This window comes from Flavobacterium sp. ACN2 (assembly GCF_002303885.1).
GTDB lineage: Bacteria > Bacteroidota > Bacteroidia > Flavobacteriales > Flavobacteriaceae > Flavobacterium.
Genome location: NZ_MRCM01000005.1, coordinates 158,535 through 183,572, shown reverse-complemented (window position 1 = coordinate 183,572; position 25,038 = coordinate 158,535). Strand labels below are relative to the sequence as shown.

The following is a 25,038-nucleotide window of genomic DNA, read 5'->3' as shown; positions in this document are numbered from 1 at the left end:
TAACTGTTTTATATAATTTTTTTATAGTATTGTCAAATTTTCATTTACCCTTAAATTTAGCCATAAAAAAGCAAAAGTTTGAAAATGCGACTACTTTTTTCACTATAATACTGCTGTTCAATATTATTAAGATTAATCATATTGAATTTTATTCAAAAATGTTTACGAAATCCTTTGCGCTTTTTTAAACTTAATAATCTTTTGGCTTTTAACATTAAAATTGTTTAATATTGCGTTTTTGATCCTCACTTTTTATTAATTCATGTCTGTTTATAGCAAATATGCTGATCATATCTTATTAAATCTCCTTAAGGATGATGATCAATTGGCCTATACAGAAATTTTCGAAAGATATTCTAGACTTTTAGTAAATCATGCCTACAAAATGACAGGAAATCATGATGAAGCCAATGATGTTGTTCAGGAAGTTTTCTTGTTTATCTGGAACAAGCGTCGGGAGTTGGAAATCACAGGATCGTTATCTTCTTATTTATACAAAGCAACCAAAAACAGAATCTTGAATCATATTGCTCACGAGAAAGTAGTTTCTCGTTACGCAGATTCTTTTTCGAACTTTATTGAAAATGATTATGTTTTTGCAGATTCTAAACTCAGAGAAAAAGAATTGGAAGCTATTATTGAAAGCGAAATTGCTTTACTTCCTGAAAAAATGCGTGAAGTTTTTCTTTTAAGAAAAGTAGAAGAACTTTCATACGACGAAATTGCACTTCAATTAAACATAACAGACAAAACGGCTAAACAGCAAGTTTATAATTCGCTAAAAATTCTTCGCGGAAAGCTAAAATCGGCGCTGAATGTTTTTGTCTGGTAAATTTTTCTTGTTCTTTTTGTTAAATTTTAAAATAAAATCTACTCATAAAAGCCTCATTAATAAAGAGAAACTAACGTTTCGATGAATTTATTAATGATAAATTAATATTTTTTTGATTTTCATCTATGACAAAACCCCTTTCTAACTGTCTTATTATAAAACAAGACAAAATTTCGTGTTGTAATTATGAATGAAACTGAATTTTTAGAACTGCTTAAAAAACATCAAAATGGCACTTTATCTGATGAAGATAAAGACAAACTTGATGCGTGGTATTTGCATAAAGCGGTAAATAGCAATAAACAGCTTAGCGAATACGAACTAGCAGATAGTTACGAACATTTGAAATCGAGACTTCCTTTGGCGCAGCAAACAAAAGTGATTTCTCTTTGGCCGCGTATTGCCGCCGCTGCATCTATCGTGTTATTATTTGGTGCTGGAATATTCTATTTTACAAAATCGGAAGTACGACTAGAACAAGAAAATATTCAGGTTGTCGAAAAACCAAAAGAAATTGCCCCAGGCGGAAATAGAGGAATTTTAACGCTTTCGAACGGAAAGCAGATTGTTCTTTCTGATATTTCTTCCAAAGATATTATTGCTAAAGAAGATCAGGATGAGGTAACCATTAAAATGGATGCCAATGGAGTGATTACTTATGTAATAAACCCAAATGCTGATACTTCAGAAGAAGATGCAGATTCATTTAATACCCTTTCGACACCAACAGGCGGACAATATAATATTGTTTTGGCAGATGGAACAAAAGTATTTTTGAATGCTGTTTCGTCTATCAAATATCCAACTCAATTTAATGGAGATCAAAGAATTGTTGAGCTAGAAGGAGAAGCTTATTTTGAAGTTGCTAAAAATAAAAGCAAGCCTTTCTTAGTAAAATCAGCTAACCAAACAATCGAAGTTTTAGGAACACATTTTAATGTCCATGCGTACAATAATGAATCTGTAGTAAAAACTACATTATTAGAAGGAAGTGTTGCCGTTTCTTCTAAAAATCAGAAAGCGATTTTAAAGCCAGGCCAGCAATCCAATATATCTGAAAGTTCTAGTAAGATTGCCGTTAAAGAGGTCGATACCGAAGCTGCAATCGCTTGGAAAAACGGCCGATTCAAATTTGATAATGCCGATTTAAAATCTGTAATGAAACAGTTGGAGCGCTGGTACGGAATTAAAGTCGAGTACCGTGGTGATGTCTCAGATGTGAGATTTAACGGAGGTACATTTAGAAATAAAAATTTGTCTGAGGTATTAAAAGTACTTGAGCTTAGTAATATAAAATTTAAGGTTGAAGGGAAAACGATTATTGTCTATCCGTAAAATCTTATTTAACCGATTATATTGAGTCTATAAACTAAAAAACCAGAGGCAGTTGCGATGCTTCTGGTTGTTTAAAAAGTTTATAGCCAATATAAGTTGTCCACTATTGTTTAACTATAACCAATGTAAATGTATGAAATTAAATTTACAACCAAAAAAACCTTACAAAAAACTTAAAAAAAAGATCCCTAAAGTTCATTTTTCGGCTCATTTATGGGCGCTATGCGCTGTTTTTATGGTGTTGTGCAGTTTTACTGGACAGGCGCAGAATATTAGCATAAATTTTAAAGAGGCTCCTTTAGAAAAAGTTCTGAAAGAAGTGGCAAAACAAGCCAATTACGAAGTTTTTTATACTCAGAAACTGCTTAAAGATTCAAAACCCGTTAGTATTAATGTTAAGAATGCTAATGTAAAAGAAGCTTTAAATCAGATCTTTAAAAATCAGAATTTAAAATATACCATTACCAACCAAACTATTGTGGTAACTGCTTCAAAAGAAGAGGATCAGGGAAACGGATTAATAAATATACGAGGAAAGGTAGTAAATAATAGAAACGAACCTTTTCCTGGTGTATCTGTAACGATTTGGGGAACAAATAGGGTAAGCGTAACCGATTTTGACGGAAGTTTTGCTTTTGATGGCGTACCGTCAAATGGTGTTTTGGATTGTACAGGATTAACTATCGAAAAAAAATCTTTTGCCATTTCAGGACGTAAAGAATTAACTCTTGTGGTAGAAGACAAAGTTGCTGCGATGAAAGAAGTGGTGGTAACTGGTTTTCAAACCATTGCAAGAAGTAATTTTACTGGTGCAATTACTAAAGTGGATGAAAAGGTATTAAATGAAAATATCAATGCTGATTTAGCAAGTGCATTAGAGGGGCGTGTTGCGGGTTTAATGTTTCAGAAAAATCCAAGTGGTGCCGCAGCAGATAAACCTATTTTAAGAGGTATTGGTACTTTTTCTGTTGATCAAGTGGGTTACAGTCCGCTTTTGGTTATAGATGGTTTGCCAACCCAATTGACTTTAAATGATATTAATCCGTATGATATCGAAAGCGTTGACGTTCTTAAAGATGCGGCGGCGGCTTCTATTTATGGTTCGAGAGCAGCAAATGGAATTATCGTTTTGACTACCAAAAAAGGAAACGGTAAACTGAAAGTTAGCATAAATTCAGATTTCTTTATCTCAAGCAAACCTAATTTGAGAGATATGAATTATGCTTCTACTAGCGATTTAATCGATTATGAACAGGCGGTTTATAATAGAGAAAGAGCACGATATGCTGATACATCAACGATGTTTAACAGTTATGGTGATATTGGGAACTCGAGTATGAAATACTACAGTCCGCTTTATCAGTTAAACAGAAATTTGGAAGAAGGAAAAATTACCAATGCTGATTTTGATAGTACGATTGCCCAATGGAGAAAGAATGATTATATAAAAGACTATCATGACAATGTGTGGCAGAACGAATTTAGACAGCGTTACAATATTGCATTCTCTGGAAGTACATCCAAACAAAATACTTACGTTTCTCTTAATTATGATGAATCAAAAGAGAGAATTGTAAACAATAAAAGCCGATCATTTAACTTGTATGCCAAAAGCAGTTTTCAAATTAACAACTGGTTAAACGCAACATTTGGAGTAAACGGAACTTACAGCAATGATGAGAATACGGATGGTAGTTATAGCAATTACGATATTCAAAAAAGATATGAGCGTATTACAGACGATAACGGAAACCTTGTAATAGCTCCGTTTGTAGGCGTTGCAGATGGATTTACTTCTGGAGGGGTTATAAATCCAGCTGTAGCAGCAAAATTGTCAGGTTTGAGTGGTTTTAAATCGACAGAATTTAATGTTTTGAATTCGCTTAAAGAAGGTATCGAAGAACAAAATTCGTTAAGCTTAAGAACTTTTGCCAACATAAAAGCGAAATTATATAAAGGATTAAGCTTTAATACACAATTTCAGTACGAAGTAAGAAGAAACGACAACGAACAGTATTACGATGTTAACTCTTATAAAATGCGTTCTGCGATTAATTCCTTAACAGGATATAACCCAACTACAAATGCTTATACGTATGTTGAAGGTTTCTCTACAGGAGGGCGATACAAACAATTGAGCAGTCAGGCAAGTAACTATTCTTTTAGAAATCAGTTAGATTTTAATCAAGAATTTGGCGACGGCAAACATTCGGTAAATGCTTTGGCAGGTTTTGAAATGCGTGAAACTTTTCTTCCTAGAACCATCGAACAATTGCGTTATGGCTACGATCCTGTAACACTTTCTTCTGCAGTTATGAATAATCTTGCTTTGAGCCAAACGGGAGTGGCAAGCTACATTTATGGAAACAACAGAACTTTGGCAACTGTACCAAGAACACAGACAGAAATTTTGCATCGCTATTTTTCGGTTTTCAGTACAGCTAGTTATACTTATTTATCTAAATACAACATTACAGGAAGTTACCGTGTAGATAGAGCCGATTTGTTTGGAGTTGATCCGAAATATAAAAACCGTCCGTTATGGTCAGCAGGTTTAGGTTGGAATATTAGCAATGAGGATTTTATGAAAGAGGTAAAATGGGTTAATATGCTGAAGTTAAGAACGACTTACGGTATTAATGGTAATATTGACCAAAGTACAACACCTTATATTACAGCGACTAGAAGAAACGATAATCTATATCAGTCATTACAATATACCAATATTACGGCACAGCCTAACCCAATGTTAAGATGGGAAAAAACGCAAACGACGAATGTTGGAGTAGATTACAGCTTATTTAGAGGAAAGTTAAACGGTACTATTGATGTATACCGCAAATACAGTAGCGACTTATTGGCGACAACAGATTTAGATCCTACAGTTGGCGCTTTGTCAAGAAGAATTAATGCGGGTGGATTATTAAATAAAGGAATCGAATTTAGCGCAGGTTCTGAATGGTACAAAACAAATGATTTTCGTATCGCTTCTAATTTAATTTTTGCTTTCAATAAAACGACTGTAAAAGAAATTACAAGAGCAATGTCTACGGCTTCTGTTTACGTTAGTTCACCCGGAGATTATTTCTTGAAAGATGATACTTATAATAGTTTGTATGCTTACAAATATGGAGGAACTGTAAATGGGTATCCTTATGTATTAGATGAAAACGGAAATCCGTCAATCACTTTTGATGCAAATGGAAATCCAATATCAACCAGTATTAAAACAATTAATAGTCCAGAGGCTTTAGTAAATATGGGAAGCCTTGTTCCAACTTATACAGGTTCATTCTCACAGCGTTTTTCATATAAACAATTTGATTTGAATTTCTTGTTTGTTTTTTCTGGCGGAAACGTAATGCGTAAAGAAACGCTTGATATGGGATCAGATTTAGTAACGCTTTCAGGAATTGCAGATCGTTATACCGATACCAACCAAAATGGAAATACCCGTCTATATGTAGATTTTGACGAAAGTGTGAGAAATTATGCAAACACGATCAGCAGTCAGTGGAGAAATTCTGATGCCAATGTGGTAGATGGAGATTATATTAAACTTAGAAATATTTCTTTAAGTTATAATCTGCCAAAAGATTTTGCAAACAAAATTAAAATGACATCGGCAAAATTTACTTTCCAGATGAATAATATCTGGTACTGTAGTGCAGCTGGAAATCATATTGATCCAGAAGTTTATAGCGCAAATTCTGCAACACGTAATTTACCATTGCCAAAAACATATTTGTTTGGCTTTAATCTTACTCTTTAAAAAATGAAAAATTTATATATAACACTGCTGTCGTTCATGATGTTGACTGTATCATCATGCGAAGAATATACAGACATTACGCCAAAAGGTGCTTTGGTGGTAGAAACACCAGAACAATTTCTTGAATTGGTGTCGCTTCCTGGAAGAGGTTATCCGATTAATAATTTTCAATATTTATCTGACGATCAATGGATGAGAGAAGCCAACGTAATCGGAAGAACGCCAAACATCGATATTCTTAATTTTACTTTTGACGAAAGTGTCGACCGCGTTTCTTTAATGACAGGTTCTAGCTTTTATAACCAAGCGTACACTTATATCAACAGATGGAACACTATTATTTCTTTGGTTGATAACAGTAAAGGAGATGAGAATGTAAAAAGATTGGCTAAAGCTGAAGCTAAAATTTACAGAGCTTACGATCATTTTTTATTGCTAAATACTTACGCAAAAGGATATGATCCGCAAACGGCAGCAACTGACGGTGGAATCTGCATTATGGATAAATTTGATTTGGAAGCACAACCTTCTAAATCTACTGTTGCTCAGGTTTATGATTTTATTCAGCGTGATATAGAAGATGCATTACCTTACCTTCAGGAAAAACCAACCGATGTTTATCATCCTTCTTTAGCATTTGCTTATGCTTTTAAAGCAAAAGTACATTTGTTTAAACGCGAAATTGCAGCAGCAGAAGCAGCAGCGCAAAAATCGTTGAGCTACAATAATCAGCTATTTGATATGGTTGCCTACAATGCAAAAGGCGGACCAACATCTCTTGCTGTTCCAGCAGCAGACAATACAGAGGTGTTAAGTTATATGTACATGACAGGGTATAACGAAATGAATTTTGGACAACTTTATATTATAAGTCCAGAATTGAGAACTTTATTCGGAACTAACGATGTGCGTTTTAATTTGTTCTTTAATTCTACAAGTGCAACCAATTTAGATCAAGGTTCCAATACAGCATATTGGGGAACTCAATATACAAGGTTCTTTTATCCAACTGTTGGCATGAAAACACCCGAAGTATATTTAATTCTTGCAGAATGTTATGCTAGAGAAAATAGATTTAGCGAATCGGTAACTGTTTTAAATACATTGAGGGCAAAACGTATTTTATCAGGAGCAGTAAACTTAGAAGTTCCAGCTACAAGAAAAGAAACAATGGATCTTGTTATTAATGAAAGAAGAAAAGAATTGCTTTTTGGTTTCAATAGATTTTTTGATTTAAAAAGATTAAATACAGAAACCGAGTATGCAAAAACAATTACGAGAGTTTTTCCTCTTGTAAACAAAACAGTTCCACAGAAAACATACACCTTACAGCCTAATTCAAGATTGTATATCGTTCCGTTTCCTTTATCGGCGTTGACAAAAAATCCAAAACTTACTTTAAATACAGACGAAAAAGTTCCGTTTTAATCCCAATGAAAAAGTTAATTATATTTCTAATCATGCTGTCGGCTTGGCAGCATGGTTTTGCTCAGACCTCCGAAAAGAAAGCCGATAGTACCAGTACACAGCCAAAAGGCATGCAGGCTTACAATAAGGTAATTACAGATAAAGCTAAAAATAAATCTGGCCTTTTTACGGTTAGCCAAGTTGATACTAAATATTACTTTCAAATTCCAGATAGTTTATTTAATCGATACATGCTTGTTGTAACGAGATATCTTTCAACGCCTGAAGGTTTTGGAACTTTTGGTGGAGAAAAAGCGAACGAGCAGACTATTTATTTTGAAAAAGGTTCCAATAATACAGTTTATTTAAGATCGCTGCAATACAGACAAGATGTTCGTTCTTCAGATTCTATGCTGGCAAAAGCATTAGAAGGAAGCAATGAAAATCCGATTGTGGCTGCATTTGCAATAAAAACAACCAATCCAGACACCAAAGATGTGGTTATTGAAGTGACAGATGTTTTCAAGAAAGATAATGCCATGTTCTCTATCGGAAGTCAGGACAAAACAGAGAAAAAATTAACGTCTCTTGCCGATGACAAATCTTTTGTTGAAAGTATTGATGCATATCCAATTAATATTGAGACTAAAACAACAAAAACGTATACAAGTTCTACTTCAAGCAGCGGAAGCATAACATTACGATTGAATACTTCGATTGTATTGCTTCCGAAAACGCCAATGCGCAAACGTTTCTTCGATGAAAGAGTAGGCTATTTTGCCAATAAATATGTTTTGTTTGATGATGATGAACAGCGGGCTCAAAAGAAATTTATTGTGCAGCGCTATCGTTTAGAACCAAATGACAAGGATATTAAAAAATACTTGAGAGGCGAATTGGTAGAACCAAAGAAACAGATTGTTTATTATATCGATCCTGCAACGCCAAAAAAATGGAGACCTTATTTAATTGCAGGTATCAATGATTGGCAGAAAGCTTTTGAAGCAGCAGGTTTCAAGAATGCTATTGTGGGTAAAGAGTGGCCCGAAGACGATAAAACCATGAGTTTGGAAGACGCAAGATATTCTGTAGTACGATATTTAGCATCAGAAACGCCAAATGCGTACGGGCCAAGAATTAGTGATCCAAGAAGTGGTGAAATTATGGAAAGCCATGTTGGCTGGTATCATAATGTAATGAAATTGGTGCAGAGATGGTACATGATTCAGGCTGGACCTTTAGATCCAAGAGCAAGAAAAATGCATTTAGATGATGAATTAATGGGGCAATTAATCCGTTTTGTCTCTTCTCACGAAATCGGACATACCATTGGTTTACGTCATAATATGGGAGCGAGTAGTGCAACTCCGGTAGAAAAACTTCGCGATAAAAAATGGGTAGAAGAAAATGGACACACGGTTTCTATTATGGATTATGCCCGTTTTAACTACGTAGCACAGCCAGAAGATAATATTAGTCCAATAGGTCTTTATCCGCGTATTGGGAGTTATGATAAATGGGCTGTTGAATGGGGATATAAATATTACCCAAACACGAAAGATGAGTTTGAAGAAGAGAAATTATTGGCCAAATTAACAACTGATAGTTTAACGGCGAATCCGAAATTATGGTTTGGTGGAGAAGGAAAAGATGAAGATCCGCGTAGTCAATCAGAAGATCTGGGAGACGATGCGGTACTTGCCAGCGATTACGGAATTAAAAACCTGAAGCGCGTTGTGCCTCATCTAATCGAATGGACTTATCAGCCAAACGATCCGTATGATAATTTAGCAGACATGCATAAAGCAGTAGTAAGACAATACGGTTTGTATTTGTATCACGTTCTGAAAAATATTGGAAACAACTACATTACAAAACGAACAGTCGATGAAAAAGGAGTAGTTTATAAACCAGTTCCTAAAGCAAAAGTAAAAGCAGCGATAGACTATTTAGGTAGACAATTGTTTGTTTCTCCGCTTTGGATGTATCCGCAGGAAATTGATGATTTGATTGCTTTAAAGAGAGAAGATCAAATCTCAGATCAGCAGAATCAGGTATTGAATATGTTATTGAGCTCTGGAATGCTTTATAATATCAGTTTAAAATCGATGCAATCTGAGGGAGCATATACCGTTCCTGAGTTTTTAAACGATGTTCAGCAAATCGTTTGGGTGAAATTTAGCGGAGACGAAAAACAAGATTATTATAGAAGAAGTTTCCAGCGTGGTTATGTTGAAAAGTTGGGAATGCTCTTATTGCCAAAAGAATTAGAACCTGGAAAAGCTTCCAATACAGCGCAACGAAGTGATGTAAGATTGTATGGAAAACAGCATCTTTTAAAATTAAAAACAGATGTTACAAAATTGATGAGTGGTTCAACAGGAATCAATAGAGATCACTACGAAAACATTTTATTAGAAATAGATAAAATCATTACAAAACTAGATAAACCTACATCATGAAAAATTTATTAGTTATAACATTTATTTTCTGTAGCTTTTTAGCTCAGGCACAGCTTACGTCAAAAGAAGAAGTAACTCCTGAATTGGTTGCAAAGCGTGAAGCAGAGAAAAAAGAAATCACAAAAAGTTATTTGGCTTTAAAAAATAGTTTTTTAACATCAGACAGTTTAGCGGTTGTTAAAAATGCAGAAGCTTTAAAAAGTGCCTTAAAAAACTTCAAGTTTAAAAAGTTAAATTTAGAAAACATGAATGCAGCTACAACTTCGAGAAAAGAAATTATCGAATTGGCAACGGCATTAACAGCAACAAAAAACATCAACAAACAGCGTAAGATTTTTGAAACACTCTCGGTAAAATATTGGGATCAAGCTTCAAAATTCAAACCTGCTGATGAGATATTGTATTTACAAATTTGCCCCATGACAGGTGCAGTTTGGACAAGTGATAGTAAGGAAATCAAAAATCCGTACTACCCAAAAAACATGCTGACTTGTGGTGAAGTAAAAGCAAGTTTATAATTTTTTTAATTTTGAATTAGTTTGATGAATGCGGTATTCTTTGTAGGGAAGCCGTATTTGTCGTTTATGAGAATAAGACTTAGACTAAGTTTGAAGTGAAATAAAAAAAGCCTGTAAACAAAGAGTTTACAGGCTTTTTTGTGGAGTCGCCGGCTATTGCGTTAATTATATCAGAGTTGGTTGTTAATAACTGATTATCAATAAGAAACGCTTGTTTTGTAGTAATTCTTATATTTGTTATAACTAAGTTTTTATAACTAAATATAGCATTATTGTCAACTAAATTGTCAACTGATGAAATACACTTTTAATCTTAAAGAGCCGAAGAGTGATAAAGAAACTTTGATTTTATTTTCATGCTATTTTAAAAATGAGAATAAGAAATTTGTCTTTTCAACTGGTGAGAAAATAATGCCTGAAAATTGGGATTTTGAAAATAGATTCCCTTTTGTAAATGGGAAAAAGAAATCAAAATTTGTTCAAAGTATAAGACTTCAGATGAATCGATACTCTGATTTATTTCTTGAAACAGAAAGCTTGTATAAAAGAATAAATGAACCTTTTACTTCAAAGAATTTAAAAAAAGTTTTTGACGAAGAGTTTAAAAAAGCTCCGTCCGGGAAAAATGCATTTTTTGATGCGTATAATGAGTTTACTGCCGAAAAGGAAAAAGGCAAAGAATGGTCTGCGTCAACAATCAAAAGATATAAAAATATAAAGAATATTCTAGAAAAATTTGAAGCGGCTAGAAAATTCAAATTGACATTTAGTAAGATCGATGAAACATTTCATCGTGAATTCACTTCCTATTGTATGGATGATTTAAAGCATATTAATAATACTTATGCTAGAAATCTAGGGCTTTTCAAAACCTTTATGTTTTGGGCCAGGAAAAATAAATTTACTTATAACGATAGTTTTACAGAGTTTAAAAAAGTTGAGAGAGTAATTACAAATCAAATTGCATTAACAATAGATGATTTGAATAAGTTGATGCAACATGAATTTGAAAGTGAAAAGCTAGGGAAAGTTCGTGATGTTTTTGTCTTTGCTTGTGTAACTGGTATGCGTTTTGGTGAGTTATCTTTGATAAGAAGAAGTAATGTAACTAATGATTTTATTTTATTAAAAGAAAATAAAGATGAAACTAAAGAAACCAGGGAGATACCTTTAACCAGTATTTCTAGATATATTTTATTAAAATATGATTATAAACTTCCTTTAATTGCCAATCAAAAACAGAATAAATATATAAAAGATGTGTTTCAGGAGATGGAATACAATAATAAAGTTCAAAAAGTTACAACTAAAGGGAAAGAAAATATTAAAGAAGAAATGTTCTTTTACGATAGAATAAGTACACATACAGCAAGAAGAACTTTTATTACCATGATGAAAAGACAAGGTAAAAGTGATAAATTAATTGCATCTATAACTGGGCACAACGATATGAAAACTTTGAATCAATATTACCAGATTAGTGAACCAGAGAAAAAAGAAGCCATGGATGAAGTTTTTAATGTTGAATTAAAATTGAAAATCGTTTAGTATGGATTTTAAAAAGAAATATTTTAAAAAGAAATCAGAATTTATTGATTTAAAGCCTCTTGATAATAAGAAGACTAATAGTGAAATTAAATTAGGTGTAGTTATTCTTATTATGGTTTTTCTTTTTTTGATTGCTTTTTATTTTTTCGAAAATGTTTTTCTGAAATCAGAAGGAATATTTAGACTAGTTGCTATAGGAATAACGTTTTCGGCAGCAATTATGGTTGTTTTATATTTTCGTCTTTTGATTGATAAGACTGATAAGAGGAATAAAATAAATTCAGCAATAGTAAATTATGATTTTTCGAATGATGAAAATAATACAATAGAAGTTCGCTTTAAAAATTTTTTTAAAGATGAATTGTGTTATTTGAATTTTAAAAATAATGCCATTAAAATTGGATTAATTGACCAAAATTGTAAGTGGTTGTATAAAGAAAAAGAAATTTTATACTTCGCTTTATTGTTTTTTAAGTTAAAAGAGAATAATTATTTTAAAAACACAATTGAAAACAAAATTTTTTGTGAGGTTTCTAGCCAATTTTTAGATATTAAAATTAATTCAACGATGCTAACAAAATATGATCTTTCCAAGGAAAATAATCTAATTAAAGCACATCATGAAAAATATTATGAAAATGATTATTCCATTTTTAACCAAATATAATTCAACTCATTTTCAATTCAATTCAATTGAAGATATTGAATACAAATAAATTATAATTAATATGATTAAGTTATAAAATTGTAAAAAATTAAATCTACAATTTTATGCAAAATCCATTTGAAACAATTCAATCAGAATTGAAAGAGCTAAAAGGTTTAGTTGCACAACTTCTTACTAAACCAGAGAAAGATTTATCGAATAACATGTATACTGTCAAAGAAGCGGCAGAACTCTTGCATGTGGATCGCCAGACCATTAGAAACCACATTGAAAATGGTAATATTAAGGCTTCTTCTATTGGGAGAAGAATTTTAATAAATCACGAAGAGTTATTTGACTCTCTTAATGAAGTAAAATCCCTGAAATATAAAAGACAAGTATAGAAAGCACCATTTCTATACTTGTTTTTTTATTATCTAACCTATTGTATACACTATATATACAATAAAAAAAATTGCACAAAATGGAAGAAAAATATTTACGAGTAGGAACTTCCTATTTCAAAATTATAGATAAACCTTTAATTTCTGGCGATAAAGTAAAAGTAATGGTTCGGTGGAATCGTGAAACAATCATTTCAGATCACGGAAAATCATTTTTGAACGACATATCCAAACTAGATGGTTTTTGCTGTATTCCTAATCATTTTGGTTATGAGCAAATCGTAGATGATTTCTATAATACCTATCATGAACTGCCTAACAAACCAATAGCTAAGGATTTTTCAATTCATGAACTCGAAAAATTAATTCCAAATTCATTGCAATTTATTCAACATATTTTTGGAGAGCAAAGAGAGTTAGGCTTAGACTATATAAAACTTTTATATGAAAAACCTACTCAAACATTGCCAATTCTTTGTTTAGTAAGTAAAGAGCGATCGACAGGAAAAAGCTCTTTTATAAAGTGGTTGAAGGCAATTTTTGGAATGAATATGACTTACATAAAAGGCGATTCGTTTGGTTCACAGTTTAATTCTGATTGGGCAAGTATGTTACTTGTAGCCATTGATGAAGTGTTTTTTGATAAAAAAGAAATCACAGAACGTTTAAAATACCTTTCTACGACTGACAAAGATAAAATAGAAGCAAAAGGAAAGGATCGACAAGAAATTGAATTCTTTGCAAAATTTATTCTTTGTTCTAATAATGAAGATAATTTTATTCAAATAGATGAAGAAGAAATCCGTTTTTGGATTCGTAAAATACGTACTATAAATACAGAAGATGTATTTTTTCTTAAAAAACTGAACAAAGAAATTCCGTATTTCTTAAAGTACCTGCAAATGAGAAATTATTTTTCCGAGCAAAAAACAAGAATGTGGTTTAAACCCGAACAGATTATGACAGCTTCCTTATTAAAACTTGTAAATCGAAATAAAGAAGAAATTCTGATGCTTGAATTGATACATGAGTGTTTTGAAAAAATGGAAGAGGATGAGTTGAAATTGGCTCCTAATGATATTTTCATTCTACTGAGGAGGCAAAATAACAGAATAAATATTTCTGCTAATGAAATAAGAAATATTCTCAAACGATGGAGTTTTACACCCGAAGATAATACGAAGTCTTATTGTGGAATTGAATTATTGTCGCATGGTGAATATGTGAAAGTAGATCGAAGAGGACGTTTTTATACTATCAAAAAGATTTTGTTTTATAAAATATTTGATGCTTTGATGCAAAATTAATATAAAGTCCTGTAATTGAGCTAAAGAGATCTGCATCAAAGCTTGCATCAAACTAAAAAACAATCTTTTTTGATGCAAAACTGATGCAGGACAAAAATAAAGTGATGCACTGATGCAGCTATTGATGCAGTTTAATATTAATGAAATCAATGGATTACGTGTAATTTGCATCAAAATATCAAAAAAATAAAAAATTATAGTTCTTTTTTTCATTAGCAAATGAACAGACTTGTGCCAAATAAAATAGAAGAGTAAAAAAAACAATTATGGAAAAGTTCAATTGTAAAATTGCAAATCAAATTGATTTGGTCAATTATCTTGAAACATTAGGGCATGAGCCATCAAAAATAAAAAATCAGGATTATTGGTATCTATCGCCATTCAGAAATGAAAACACACCCTCTTTTAAAGTGAATCAAAAATTAAATTCATGGTATGACCATGGATTAGGCAAAGGAGGAAATGTAGTTGATTTTGGGATTGAATATTTTAGATGCACTGTTTCGGAATTTTTACAGCTTTTAAATAGTAACAGTATTTCCTCTGGTATAAGTTTATCACTTAAGAATGACAATCGACAATCGACAATTCTAAGAATTGCAAATGAAAAGAAAGATAATCCCCTTGATAAAATTGTCATTGTTGATGTACGCACATTGGAAAATAAATCCCTTATCCATTATTTAGAAAACAGGAGCATTCCGGAGGAACTGGCAAAAGAACACTGCAAAGAAATTGATTTTTCATTGAAAGGCAGAAAACATACTGCAATTGGATTTCAGAATATTTCAGGAGGATATGAATTACGTAATGAAAATTTTAAAGGTAGCAGCTCGCCAAAAGATATCACTTTCATAGATAACCAAGCAAAATCAGTATTTGTTTTTGAAGGTTTTTTTGATTATCTCTCTTATAAAATGATGAATCAAAAATCGCTTAACCTACAAACAAATTTTTTGATACTTAATTCATTATCTTTTTTTAATAAGTCATTACAGTTAATTGAAAAACACGAGCGAGTAGATCTCTATTTAGACAGAGATACAGGAGGTGTGAGATTTACTAACGAAGCCCTGAAAAGAGATTCTGCAAAATATACCGACCAAAGTTTTTTATATGAGCAGAAGAAAGATTTAAATGAATGGCTAAACCAGGGACAGCACATTAAGCGAGGTCATAGTTTTAGGCGATCTATATAACGTCCGAGTGGTAGCCAGCTATGTTTTGGTAAAACCAAAACGCTGGCTCCCCTCATGCTGTCGCATCCGTTGAGAGGATTTTTTTCATGCATCCGCATTCAAAAAATAAATGATAAGAGACTATGGAAGAGAAAGAAGTAAAAAAGAACAGAGGAGGAAGACCCAAAAAGGCTGTAAAAAGAGATCAGCTTATGGCAATTAAATGTACACTCTACGAGCGTAAAATAATTGAATCCAAAGCTAAAAAAGTAAATCTTACTGTTTCCGAATATCTTCGTGAAATCGGATTAACGGCAAAGATTGATTACAGAAATAAAGCCCTTCCGAAAGAAATTCTAAGCTTTACCGGAGTACTCAACCACATGGCAGCCAACCTGAATCAAATTGCTAAAAAGAGAAATAGCAATGATGAGTTAAGCCCGCTTGAACGTGCAGAATTAAAAGTGCAGTCAGGTCAGGTTAAAGATCTTGCTGTCCAAATTAAAAACTTTATATCATGATAGGTCATGTAAGTATAGGCAGCTCTTTTTACCATTGCATTAGCTACTGTCTGGAAGATAAAAGAGAATTGTCCGACGAGAAAAAGCTAGCACTTGCAATGCAAGATCATTTACAGCACAAAGAGCGTGCAGAAGTATTAGAATACAATAAATGCTTCGGAAACAAATATGAGCTTACTGGGCAGTTTAAGGATGTTAGAAAATTAAGCAGGCGTATTGAAAAACCAATGTTGCATCTAACCCTGCGTTTAGCCCCGGATGATACATTGACCAAAGAACAATTGAGAGAGGTTGGCAGAGAATGCGCTACGGAGTTTGGTATAGCAGACAACCAATACATCTGTGTACTGCATAAGGATACCAAAGAGCAACACATTCATATTGCAGCCAATCGTGTTGGATTTGACGGCAAAGTTGCCAATGACAGCAATAGCTATAAACGCATGGCTGAACTTTGTCGTCGTCTTGAAAAGAAATACGGTCTTCAGGAAGTATTAAGCCCAAGAGTATTCCTGTCCCCTAAAGACAGGTTATTGCCTCGTCATGACAGTAGAAAAGAAAAACTAAAAGGAGATATCCAGCAGACATTAAAGTCTGTCAGTTCTTATTTAGCTTTTGAAAAACAGATGAGAGATTTGGGGTATAAAGTTCTTAAAGGCAGGGGAATCTCTTTTATAGATGATAAAAAAGTAAAAATAAAAGGAAGCGAAGTAGGCTTTTCATTGACAAAAATTGAAAAGATAATAAGTCAGAAAGAGCAATTTGCGATAAAAAATACAGAAGAAGAAAAAAAACGTAATAAAGATAGTCTGTCAATATCCAATTCTTTCAGTAGTGGAAAGCAGAATGAAGAAAAGCAAAGCTACAACATAGGTAGCACTGGAGTGACAGTTATTGAGGAGGCCTTAGGAGTTATAGGGCAATTAGTGAATTCTGAATATGAGCCGGATTATTTCGATCCTGAATTACTGAGAAAACTCCAAAAGAAAAAAAAGAGACCATCATTAAGGAGATAATATTTTAAAAAATAGTAGTATGGAAACAGATACAAACAAAGGTCATTTAGAACGAGAGACATTACAATTAGTACTGGAGGAATTTACTCAGGAACAGAAAACAAACAATCAGCATATTGAGGCGCTTATTATTGCAGTTAATATCGTAGGCAATAAAATGGATGCATTAAAAAAAGAAGATAATAAAGCAAAAAGTGTTTCAGAGACATTAGATATTAGACCAATAGAAGCTATCCTACAAAAAGGTTTCCTGGATATAAAATTTATGATTGGCAGGCAACCGAAAAGTATCATTAGGAAATTTCAGATTTTATTATTTCCCGAACAGGATGCGAAACTGTTTTATAAAATTGTTTTTGGAAGGTGGTTTTTATGGCTTGTTATAATGGTAGCCTTAAGCAATCTTTATAATTGGGGAATAAATTATAGCGATAATAGCAAAGAAATTGAACTCAGAAAAATTCAAAACGATAGGATAAGAAAAGCTTGGGAGTATATGTATATTAATAGTGATAAAGAAACTAAAAAACGTATGAAAGAAGCGTATGAAACTCTGTAGAAAGTAAATGGCGGTGGAAACTTGAAATAAAATATTTTCTTTTATTCAATTAAGTAAATAGATTTGGAGATTTATAAAGGATTTTTTTGTCTTAAAAAATGGCAGGCAGCATTTAAAATTAAGATTTATTTTCTCTATACAGAAATTAGCAACCAGTATTTACTGGGATTGACAGATGTCGAGGGATCTCGACTGGACAAATTTCTATAAATTTTATGGAAGATTTGAAGAGATTGGCTTACTGGAAGTAAAGGCTGTCTTTTAATGGCTTCCAGAATTTGGTTTGGATGTCCCGTTGGGGATTAATGTAAAAATGTAACTAGTATATAGTTTTTAATAAGTTATGGTCAATTATAACTGCTGCAATGTATGCTCCATTTTTTTTTATAAAATCACTTAAAATATAATTTAATTAAAATCTTTAAAGACTTCTGGATTAGCGATGTTGGTTGGTTTTCCATTTATAAAGTTCAAAGCATTTTCGAATGCTTTTCCAAAGTATAATTCGTAACCGCATTTTTCAACATAACCTAAGTGAGGAGTGCAAACCACATTAGGTAATTTGAGTAATTCGTAATTTTTATCATAGATTGGTTCTTCGTCATAAACGTCCAACCCTGCGTATGATGGTTTTCCGGCTTTTAAACTCTTTAGTAATTTTCCTTCTTCAATAATTTCAGCCCTGGCTGTATTGATCAAAACAGAATTGTCTTTCATTGACAATAAATCTAATTCCTTTACTATGCCGAATGTATTTTCATTTAGACGCAGGTGTAATGTTACAATATCACTTTCAGTAAAAAACTCTTCTTTTGAATTTGCTCTTTCGAAACCATCTTCAATAGCTTTTTCTCTCGAAGATTCACTTCCCCAAACTATTACTTTTGCACCGAAAACTTTTGCATATTGAGCGATGCGCTGACCAATTTTTCCGTAGCCCCAAATTCCGATGGTTTTTCCGTGGATTGTTGAACCAATATTGGTCTGCCATTTTCCATTTTTCATTCCTTCAATTGCATTTGGAATTTGCCTTACGGTATTCAGCAGCAGCGCCCAAGTTAATTCTGCCGGTGCTATTGGTGAACCTAGACCTTCGGAAACTGCAACTTTATATTTAAGTGATTTGATATTTTTCCAGTCTGACTAATTAATTTCAAATTTGGCAGTAAGGAAATTAATTCTTCATTGATTTGAGTCCTCTCGCGTGTCAAAACAATAATGTCAGTGTCTTTTAGCTTTTCTGCTAATATTATTTTATTTTTCTCAGTATTATGAAGAATGTCAACATTCTGATTTTTTAAAAGTTGAAAGCAGTCGAGCTTCTCTACTGCATGTTGGTAATCGTCTAAAATTGTAATTTTCATAAGTTAAAATTTGATAATCATTTTATAAAGTTTCAAACCCATTCTCTAAATTTATTATCGTTATTAAGGTGTGATTAAAAGTTGAAACAGCATATATTGGATTTGGAACTTTTCAGGTATTATAGGAATTACAGGAGGGCTTATGATGGGGCGTGCTGAAGAACAGCGGAAGATCTTTGGCCTATCCCTTTTAAAGACTATATCTGGCCAATGTTATTTGCATGTCATCTGCAAAATAGCCGCTGCTTCAAAAAGTGGCGAGAAAAACGAATTGCATTACCGCAATTTGACCCCAAACGCATTGAAAAACTAAAAAATAGTAAAGAATACTCCGATAAGGCCGTTTAAACCTAAAGAGGAGTACTCCAATGGGTTTACAATTTAAACTATTTGGCTCTTATTTTTAGAACAAATTGCTCTACGCTATTTTTAAAATCCTGGTTCTTTTCATAATACAATAAATGTCCTCCGTCGATGATTTTAACATCTTGGTTCGGAAATTTAAAAGAAAGATAATGATCGGGACCAATATTATTGTCCTTTGCGCCTGAAATTATAAGTGTTGGGACTTTGATAGTCGAAGTTTCTTTTGTAAAATCTTTAAAATAAACCGGATCTTTTAGTGCGTGTTGGGCAAAAGAAGTGTTTCTTTTAAAACCGTTATCGATACTGTCTACTTTTTCGACACTTGCTTTATCATCGGATAGTATTTTATAATTCAAATCTGTTTTACTCAGACGTTTTTTAGCATCAAAAAAACTATTTAGTACTGAATCATTTTGTACAGTTATATACTCGCCAATGATAGTTCCAATAAAAGAAATCTGGTTGCGTAGGGAATAGTTAATATCAAGAGTGGCATTTAGAAGGATTAAGCCCTGTATATGCTGGGGATATTTCCTGGCATATTCAGTGGCTAAAATACCTCCAAAAGAATGTCCCATTATAAAAACTTTAGAAGTATTGAGATTTTTGCGAATATCTTCAATATCATCTACCATACGATCCAAACTATAGTTATTATCTGTTGGGGATGTAGATTTTCCGCAACCTCTCTGGTCATAGTAGCACATAGTTAATTTATCTTCCAGAATATTACCGCCCAGTTTTTCAAAAGATTCACTCCAGGCACCCGGACCGCCATGAACGAATATACAGACATCGCCTTTTCCTGAAATTTTTGCAAACAGAGAAACTCCGTCTGAAGTTTTGATGGTATTGTTTGTAAATGATCTTTTGGAATGGTTTTCCTGACAGTAACTGTTATATGAAAAAGACAAGAATACTAAGAGAAGAAAATAAATTTTTTGTGTCATTTTACAAGTTATTTAGATGTTTTGCATGTATTAAATTTAATATATTAAATGTATAATTTAAAATAGTAAAACAAAAAAGAATAAAAATCTTTTGTTAAATCAGGAACTCAGTTTTGTTTATAATCGTTACTACTGCATCATCGCTTAATTACCTCAAGCGTGTTACTTGAGCTCTTTGTCCTATGCTATGGTCGAATTTTTTTGCCAAGCCTCGGTATAAGGGATTTAACCGCATACAAGCCAAGTGAAGCGAAATAATCGGTGCCAAATGCTAGGGTTTATTTTTATCAATTTTATTTTAAGGAAGTGTTATTTCGTTCTATTTGGTTGCAAATTATAATTTGAAACACCTTTATCCCTTATGAATTTTCGCTCTTTTTTATTTTGAAGTAATTTTAGCTGTATCATTTATTGCTATGTATTTAATTTAAATCTAAAATTATGAAAAGAGTATCAAAGACAACGGTAAGGTTTTTATCACTTATAAGCTTATTGGCTGTGACAAAAACGTATTCACAAAAAATACAAACAGACAAAAATCAAAAAGATGCTACTAGTTTTACCCAGAAAGCAAATAATGATTTGTTATCCTATCTGCCTTTTGCAGACAAAACAGATTATGACAATGCAAAAAGAGGTTTTATTGCTACAATTCCCGAAGGAAATATAAAGGATGCGAAAGGAAATGTAGTGTATGATATGAAACAGTACGATTTTATAAAAGGTACTGCCCCTGCAACGACAAATCCAAGTTTATGGCGTCAGAGTGAACTCAACAGTATCAATGGTTTGTTTGAGGTAAAAAAAGGTTCAATTTATCAAATCAGAGGTTTAGATCTTGCTAACATGACTTTAATCGCAGGTAAAACAGGCTGGATTATAATTGATCCTCTTATGTCTCCCGAAACAGCCAAGGCCGGATTAGCATTAGCAAACGAAAAGGTTGGTAAAAAGCCTGTTGCTGCAATTATTATTACACATAGCCACATTGATCACTTTGGCGGAATAAGAGGAGTGGTGGATGAAAAAGATGTGAAAAGCGGCAAAGTTCCAATTTATGTTCCAGAAGGTTTTTTCGATCATGCTATAAGTGAAAACGTAATGGGAGGAAATACAATGGGGAGAAGAGCTTCCTATATGTATGGTAATTTACTTCCAAAAGATGCCAAAGGAACTTTAGGGACAGGTTTGGGACAAACAACTTCAACAGGTTTGTCTGGTATTATAGATGGTACATATAAAATTAATAAACTGTCCGGTGAGGAAAAAATTGTAGATGGACTTAAAGTGGAGTTCATTTATACTCCCGAATCTGAGGCGCCTGCAGAGATGATGTTCTATTTTCCTGAACTCAAAGCATTTTGCCAGTCTGAGGATATAACACATACCCTTCACAATCTTTATACTTTAAGAGGGGCGCAGGTTCGCAACGGTCAAAAATGGAGCGCCTATATTGATTTGGCACTTGCCAAGTGGGGAGACGATGTACAGTTTTCTTTTGCCTCTCACCACTGGCCAACCTGGGACAATAAAAACATAAAACCGTATTGGGAAAAGCAGCGCGATTTATATCGTTTTATTCATGACCAGACGCTAAGATTGGCTAATGAGGGATATACGCCTATTGAAATTGCCGAGATGTTAAAACTTCCGGAATCATTGGACAAAGAATTTTATAGTAGAGGTTACTACGGAACTTTAAGCCATGATGTACGTGCACAATATCAATTATATTTTGGCTGGTTTGATGGAAATCCTTCAAACTTAAATAAACTTACACCAGTTGATGCAGGGAAAAAATACGTTGAATTTATGGGCGGGGCTGATAATCTGCTCTCTAATGCCAAAAAATCGTATGACAAAGGAGAATATCGCTGGGTGGCTGAAGTTGTAAGCCATTTGGTTTTTGCAGACCCAAAAAATCAGGATGGAAGAAATCTTTTGGCAGACGCTTACGAACAGCTTGGTTATGTGGCCGAATCTGGTCCGTGGAGAAATTTTTATCTTTCAGGAGCAACAGAATTGAGAAATGGGGTTAAAGTACTGCCTTCTCCAGATACTGCAGGTCCGGACATGGTTCGAGGTATGAGTACTGATTTATTCTTTAATTTCCTTGCCATGAAATTTAAAGGAACAGAGCCTGATGCAGCCGCTATGAAATACAATTTTAATATTGTTCTTCCGGATGTAAAAGAAAAAGTAGCGCTAATAGTAGCAAACGGAGTTGTAAATCCGAGAATTGGCGGAAGCGTAAAAGATAATGTTACAGCGACGATCACAATTAATAGAAGTGACCTGAATAAAGTTAGTTTGAAAGAAGCTTCTTTTGCTGATTTACTGAAATCAAAAGCCATTAAAATTGACGGGGACCAAAATGCCTTTACAACATTCCTTGGAAAAATAGACAGTTTCAATTTCTGGTTTAATATTGTTGAGCCTTAATAATTATGACATTTTTATAAGCGCTTTTTTTAATATCATTAGACAGTGAGCTTTTGCTTTTGTAATACTCAGGTGGCTTATGGCTGCAGATTATGATCTGCAGCCTGTTTGTGCAACCTTTTATAACGTACAACTGCTAAAGCGGGGCTGGTATAGGGCTTGTAGGTGAACGGACACAGAAATGTCAGGCCCGGACCACCTCTGTTTGGCTGATCCCACTATCAGCGGGGTGACAAGCATCGGTACGCAAAAAGTTTCATTGGCTATCTGACCCCGGGTGCATCTTATTACCGCGGAGAGCATCAGGGCTGATTGAGGATGGAGGGCTATGGTTATTTTTCTTTTTCCTAAGTAATTTATTTAATAAGATGGGGATGTTCTGGTTTTATGCCAGCTGTAATTATGTAATTAGGATCGATATTCCATCATGTCATTATGCGGAAGTATATTTACCTTTCTTTTTTTTATTTTGTGGCCGCAGTTGCTGCAGCCCAGACAGATGAATTGAACCAGTTCTGGAATCAGTATGATTTTACAAGAGACCTAAGTCAGAATTGGGTGCTGCAGGCCGATGCCGGATTTGTGTCCAGCAGTACCCCGGATGACCCTAATATGTTTCACGGCATAACCCAGTTTTATCTTAGGGGATGGGTTCATTATTATGCTTTTGAAAAATGGAAATTTTCTGCTTTTATTTCTAATTATTCCAATAATAACGTTCCGGAATTAAATCAAAAAGAATCAAGGGAATTCCGAACTGCCCTGCAGGCAACTTATAGTATGTTTAAGTCTTCGGCGGTTACAATTAACCTTCGGGCCAGATTCGAGGACAGGCATATGCAGACCGATGAAAATTATATGGAAGCTGTTGAGCGCCTCAGATTTCAGGTGAAGGCCGTGTGCCCGTTATCAACTCTGGGAGTAAAAGTAAAAAAAATGTATGTTTTTGCTTCCGATGAGCTGTTTTTTAAAACCAGGAGCCAGGTGAGCGGTCCCGAGGTATTTGACCGAAACAGGGCGATGGCGGGCTGTGGATTTGCTTTTTCAGATGATATTAAAATTGAAGCGGCTTACGCCAATGAAATCATGCCACGAAGCGGAACAGACAAACTGGTAAATGCTTTTCAGATCAAAGGTGTTTTTAATAATATATTTTCCCATTTATTACAACCATTTAAACGAAAAAAGAATCAGGTTGACCAGGGTGAAGGTGATTTGTAGTTTTTACTGGCCTCAAGAGATTTACTATTGTAAAAATGAGCTGGAAATGACTTGTGTGTTTTTCAGGGCAAAGCATATCGTTTGTAACATTAGATAAGAATTATGGGCTATGAAAAGTTAACATCAAAAGAAAAGAAGTTTTATTTGGCTAAAATAGAAAAGGCCCTGACCAGCAATATGCTCTTTTTGCAAAATGAGTTTTCGCTGCCCGAGCTTGCACAAGAGACAGGGATTACCCTTCATACTATCTCGTATCTAATCAATGTGGAAATTAATCATCATTTTACCGACTATGTCAATTTAAAGAGAATTGATTATTTTAAAGCAAAAATTAATGATGCGGACTGGAAAGATCTAAAGACCGAGGAAATAATGCTGGCTTGTGGCTTTAAATCAAGGACAACAGGTTACAGGGCATTTAAAAAACATGTAGGCATTGCTCCATCGGAATATTTAAAATTGTACAGGCAGCACAGCACAGGCCCTATTGAAACTATACTATAGGTTTAGGGAATCAGAAGTAAATCACGTTTTTAATTTTAAAATTTTTTATATGCAGCGGGCCAGATTCATTCAGTCATTAATTTTACTTTTCAGTTTCACTCTTCTTTTGGTCCCTGATTGCCTGGCACAGGAAACCGAGGTGCCATTTGTGGCCCATCATCAGTTATCGATTGTCCTTAGCCATGCCCATGTCTTTGAGGGAAGGGACGATCAGGGAAACAGGGAAGTGCTCTCATTGCCCTGTTGGGGAATTGATTATACCTATCATTTTACCGGGAAATGGGCAGCAGGTATTCATACCGATTTTATTATTGAAAAATATGCAGTTCAAAAAAACCTGGCAAGCGGCAAGGAAAAAGAAACAATCCAGCGCAGCTATCCTATTGCCCCTGCCATTGTGGGAATTTATAAGCTAAATGAGCATTGGAGTTTTTTACTTGGAATGGGTGGTGAATTTGCCAAGGAGGAAGACTTTTTGCTAACCAGAGCTGGTATTGAATATGGATATGAACTGCCAAAAGGATGGGAGCTGCTGGGAAGTCTGGGGTATGATTTTAAATGGAATGCTTACGATACCTGGACCCTTGGAATTGGAATTGGCAGGAGTTTTTGATAAAAAATAATGGGTTTTCCTAAATCTGGTAAGGAGTAGTGGGGTTGTATTTCAAATTATTTTTTAGGTTTAA

At 33.7% G+C, this 25,038-nt stretch carries 21 protein-coding genes; 18 read left to right on the top strand and 3 right to left on the bottom strand.

Annotated features, from left to right (window positions below; translation table 11 throughout):
• Nucleotides 1-262: 262 nt before the first annotated feature.
• The 14 genes from BSF41_RS07975 to BSF41_RS07910 all read left to right on the top strand — a co-directional run bounded on the left by BSF41_RS07975 (nucleotide 263) and on the right by BSF41_RS07910 (nucleotide 17,505).
• Nucleotides 263-832 carry an RNA polymerase sigma factor gene (locus tag BSF41_RS07975; protein WP_095928965.1) on the top strand — a complete coding sequence of 190 codons (570 nt, stop codon included), beginning with the start codon at nucleotides 263-265 and terminating at the stop codon, nucleotides 830-832.
• A gap of 186 nt (nucleotides 833-1,018) precedes the next feature.
• Nucleotides 1,019-2,167 (top strand): FecR family protein, encoded by a 1,149-nt coding sequence (locus tag BSF41_RS07970; protein ID WP_095928964.1) that lies wholly within the window; start codon nucleotides 1,019-1,021, stop codon nucleotides 2,165-2,167.
• Between the two features lie 133 nt (nucleotides 2,168-2,300).
• On the top strand, nucleotides 2,301-5,939 hold the full coding sequence (locus BSF41_RS07965) for a SusC/RagA family TonB-linked outer membrane protein (protein ID WP_095928963.1): 3,639 nt from the start codon (nucleotides 2,301-2,303) through the stop codon (nucleotides 5,937-5,939).
• Nucleotides 5,940-5,942: 3 nt separating this feature from the next.
• Nucleotides 5,943-7,367, top strand: a complete 1,425-nt coding sequence (locus BSF41_RS07960; RefSeq protein WP_095928962.1) for a RagB/SusD family nutrient uptake outer membrane protein — start codon at nucleotides 5,943-5,945, stop codon at nucleotides 7,365-7,367.
• A gap of 5 nt (nucleotides 7,368-7,372) precedes the next feature.
• Nucleotides 7,373-9,808 (top strand): zinc-dependent metalloprotease, encoded by a 2,436-nt coding sequence (locus tag BSF41_RS07955; protein ID WP_095928961.1) that lies wholly within the window; start codon nucleotides 7,373-7,375, stop codon nucleotides 9,806-9,808.
• Nucleotides 9,805-10,326: a DUF3347 domain-containing protein gene (locus BSF41_RS07950; RefSeq protein WP_095928960.1), complete on the top strand. Its 522-nt coding sequence runs from the start codon at nucleotides 9,805-9,807 to the stop codon at nucleotides 10,324-10,326. The genes BSF41_RS07955 and BSF41_RS07950 overlap by 4 nt, the downstream gene beginning before the upstream one ends.
• Nucleotides 10,327-10,620: 294 nt before the next feature.
• On the top strand, nucleotides 10,621-11,874 hold the full coding sequence (locus BSF41_RS07945) for a tyrosine-type recombinase/integrase (protein ID WP_095928959.1): 1,254 nt from the start codon (nucleotides 10,621-10,623) through the stop codon (nucleotides 11,872-11,874).
• A gap of 1 nt (nucleotide 11,875) precedes the next feature.
• The gene (locus BSF41_RS07940; RefSeq protein WP_095928958.1) at nucleotides 11,876-12,541 is read left to right on the top strand and encodes a hypothetical protein; all 666 of its coding nucleotides are present in this window, start codon (nucleotides 11,876-11,878) and stop codon (nucleotides 12,539-12,541) included.
• A 104-nt stretch (nucleotides 12,542-12,645) separates the two neighbouring features.
• Entirely contained in the window at nucleotides 12,646-12,924 is a 279-nt protein-coding gene (locus BSF41_RS07935) for a helix-turn-helix domain-containing protein (protein ID WP_095928957.1), read from the top strand.
• 80 nt (nucleotides 12,925-13,004) lie between these two features.
• Nucleotides 13,005-14,231 carry a primase-helicase family protein gene (locus BSF41_RS07930; RefSeq protein WP_095928956.1) on the top strand — a complete coding sequence of 409 codons (1,227 nt, stop codon included), beginning with the start codon at nucleotides 13,005-13,007 and terminating at the stop codon, nucleotides 14,229-14,231.
• Between the two features lie 266 nt (nucleotides 14,232-14,497).
• A complete protein-coding gene (locus tag BSF41_RS07925) occupies nucleotides 14,498-15,430 on the top strand; it encodes a toprim domain-containing protein (RefSeq protein WP_095928955.1) in 933 nt (310 codons plus the stop codon).
• 122 nt (nucleotides 15,431-15,552) lie between these two features.
• On the top strand, nucleotides 15,553-15,930 hold the full coding sequence (locus tag BSF41_RS07920; protein WP_095928954.1) for a mobilization protein: 378 nt from the start codon (nucleotides 15,553-15,555) through the stop codon (nucleotides 15,928-15,930).
• A complete protein-coding gene (locus tag BSF41_RS07915; protein WP_095928953.1) occupies nucleotides 15,927-16,946 on the top strand; it encodes a relaxase/mobilization nuclease domain-containing protein in 1,020 nt (339 codons plus the stop codon). The genes BSF41_RS07920 and BSF41_RS07915 overlap by 4 nt, the downstream gene beginning before the upstream one ends.
• A gap of 19 nt (nucleotides 16,947-16,965) precedes the next feature.
• Nucleotides 16,966-17,505: a hypothetical protein gene (locus BSF41_RS07910; protein ID WP_095928952.1), complete on the top strand. Its 540-nt coding sequence runs from the start codon at nucleotides 16,966-16,968 to the stop codon at nucleotides 17,503-17,505.
• Between the two features lie 408 nt (nucleotides 17,506-17,913).
• Here BSF41_RS07910 and BSF41_RS23935 read toward each other — a convergent pair whose 3' ends face one another.
• From BSF41_RS23935 to BSF41_RS07900, 3 genes are all read right to left on the bottom strand, one after another.
• Nucleotides 17,914-18,510 (bottom strand): NAD(P)-dependent oxidoreductase, encoded by a 597-nt coding sequence (locus BSF41_RS23935; RefSeq protein ID WP_253251779.1) that lies wholly within the window; start codon nucleotides 18,508-18,510, stop codon nucleotides 17,914-17,916.
• 80 nt (nucleotides 18,511-18,590) lie between these two features.
• Nucleotides 18,591-18,869 (bottom strand): hypothetical protein, encoded by a 279-nt coding sequence (locus tag BSF41_RS23930; protein ID WP_253251778.1) that lies wholly within the window; start codon nucleotides 18,867-18,869, stop codon nucleotides 18,591-18,593.
• 386 nt (nucleotides 18,870-19,255) lie between these two features.
• Nucleotides 19,256-20,185 carry an alpha/beta fold hydrolase gene (locus BSF41_RS07900; RefSeq protein WP_095928951.1) on the bottom strand — a complete coding sequence of 310 codons (930 nt, stop codon included), beginning with the start codon at nucleotides 20,183-20,185 and terminating at the stop codon, nucleotides 19,256-19,258.
• A gap of 441 nt (nucleotides 20,186-20,626) precedes the next feature.
• Here BSF41_RS07900 and BSF41_RS07895 point away from each other — a divergent pair, with 441 nt between their 5' ends.
• The 4 genes from BSF41_RS07895 (at nucleotide 20,627) to BSF41_RS07880 (ending at nucleotide 24,965) form a co-directional block, all read left to right on the top strand.
• Entirely contained in the window at nucleotides 20,627-22,627 is a 2,001-nt protein-coding gene (locus tag BSF41_RS07895) for an alkyl/aryl-sulfatase (RefSeq protein ID WP_095928950.1), read from the top strand.
• Between the two features lie 435 nt (nucleotides 22,628-23,062).
• Nucleotides 23,063-23,848: a DUF2490 domain-containing protein gene (locus tag BSF41_RS07890; protein WP_095928949.1), complete on the top strand. Its 786-nt coding sequence runs from the start codon at nucleotides 23,063-23,065 to the stop codon at nucleotides 23,846-23,848.
• A gap of 102 nt (nucleotides 23,849-23,950) precedes the next feature.
• Entirely contained in the window at nucleotides 23,951-24,352 is a 402-nt protein-coding gene (locus BSF41_RS07885) for an AraC family transcriptional regulator (RefSeq protein ID WP_095928948.1), read from the top strand.
• Between the two features lie 49 nt (nucleotides 24,353-24,401).
• On the top strand, nucleotides 24,402-24,965 hold the full coding sequence (locus tag BSF41_RS07880; protein ID WP_095928947.1) for a hypothetical protein: 564 nt from the start codon (nucleotides 24,402-24,404) through the stop codon (nucleotides 24,963-24,965).
• Nucleotides 24,966-25,038 lie beyond the last annotated feature (73 nt).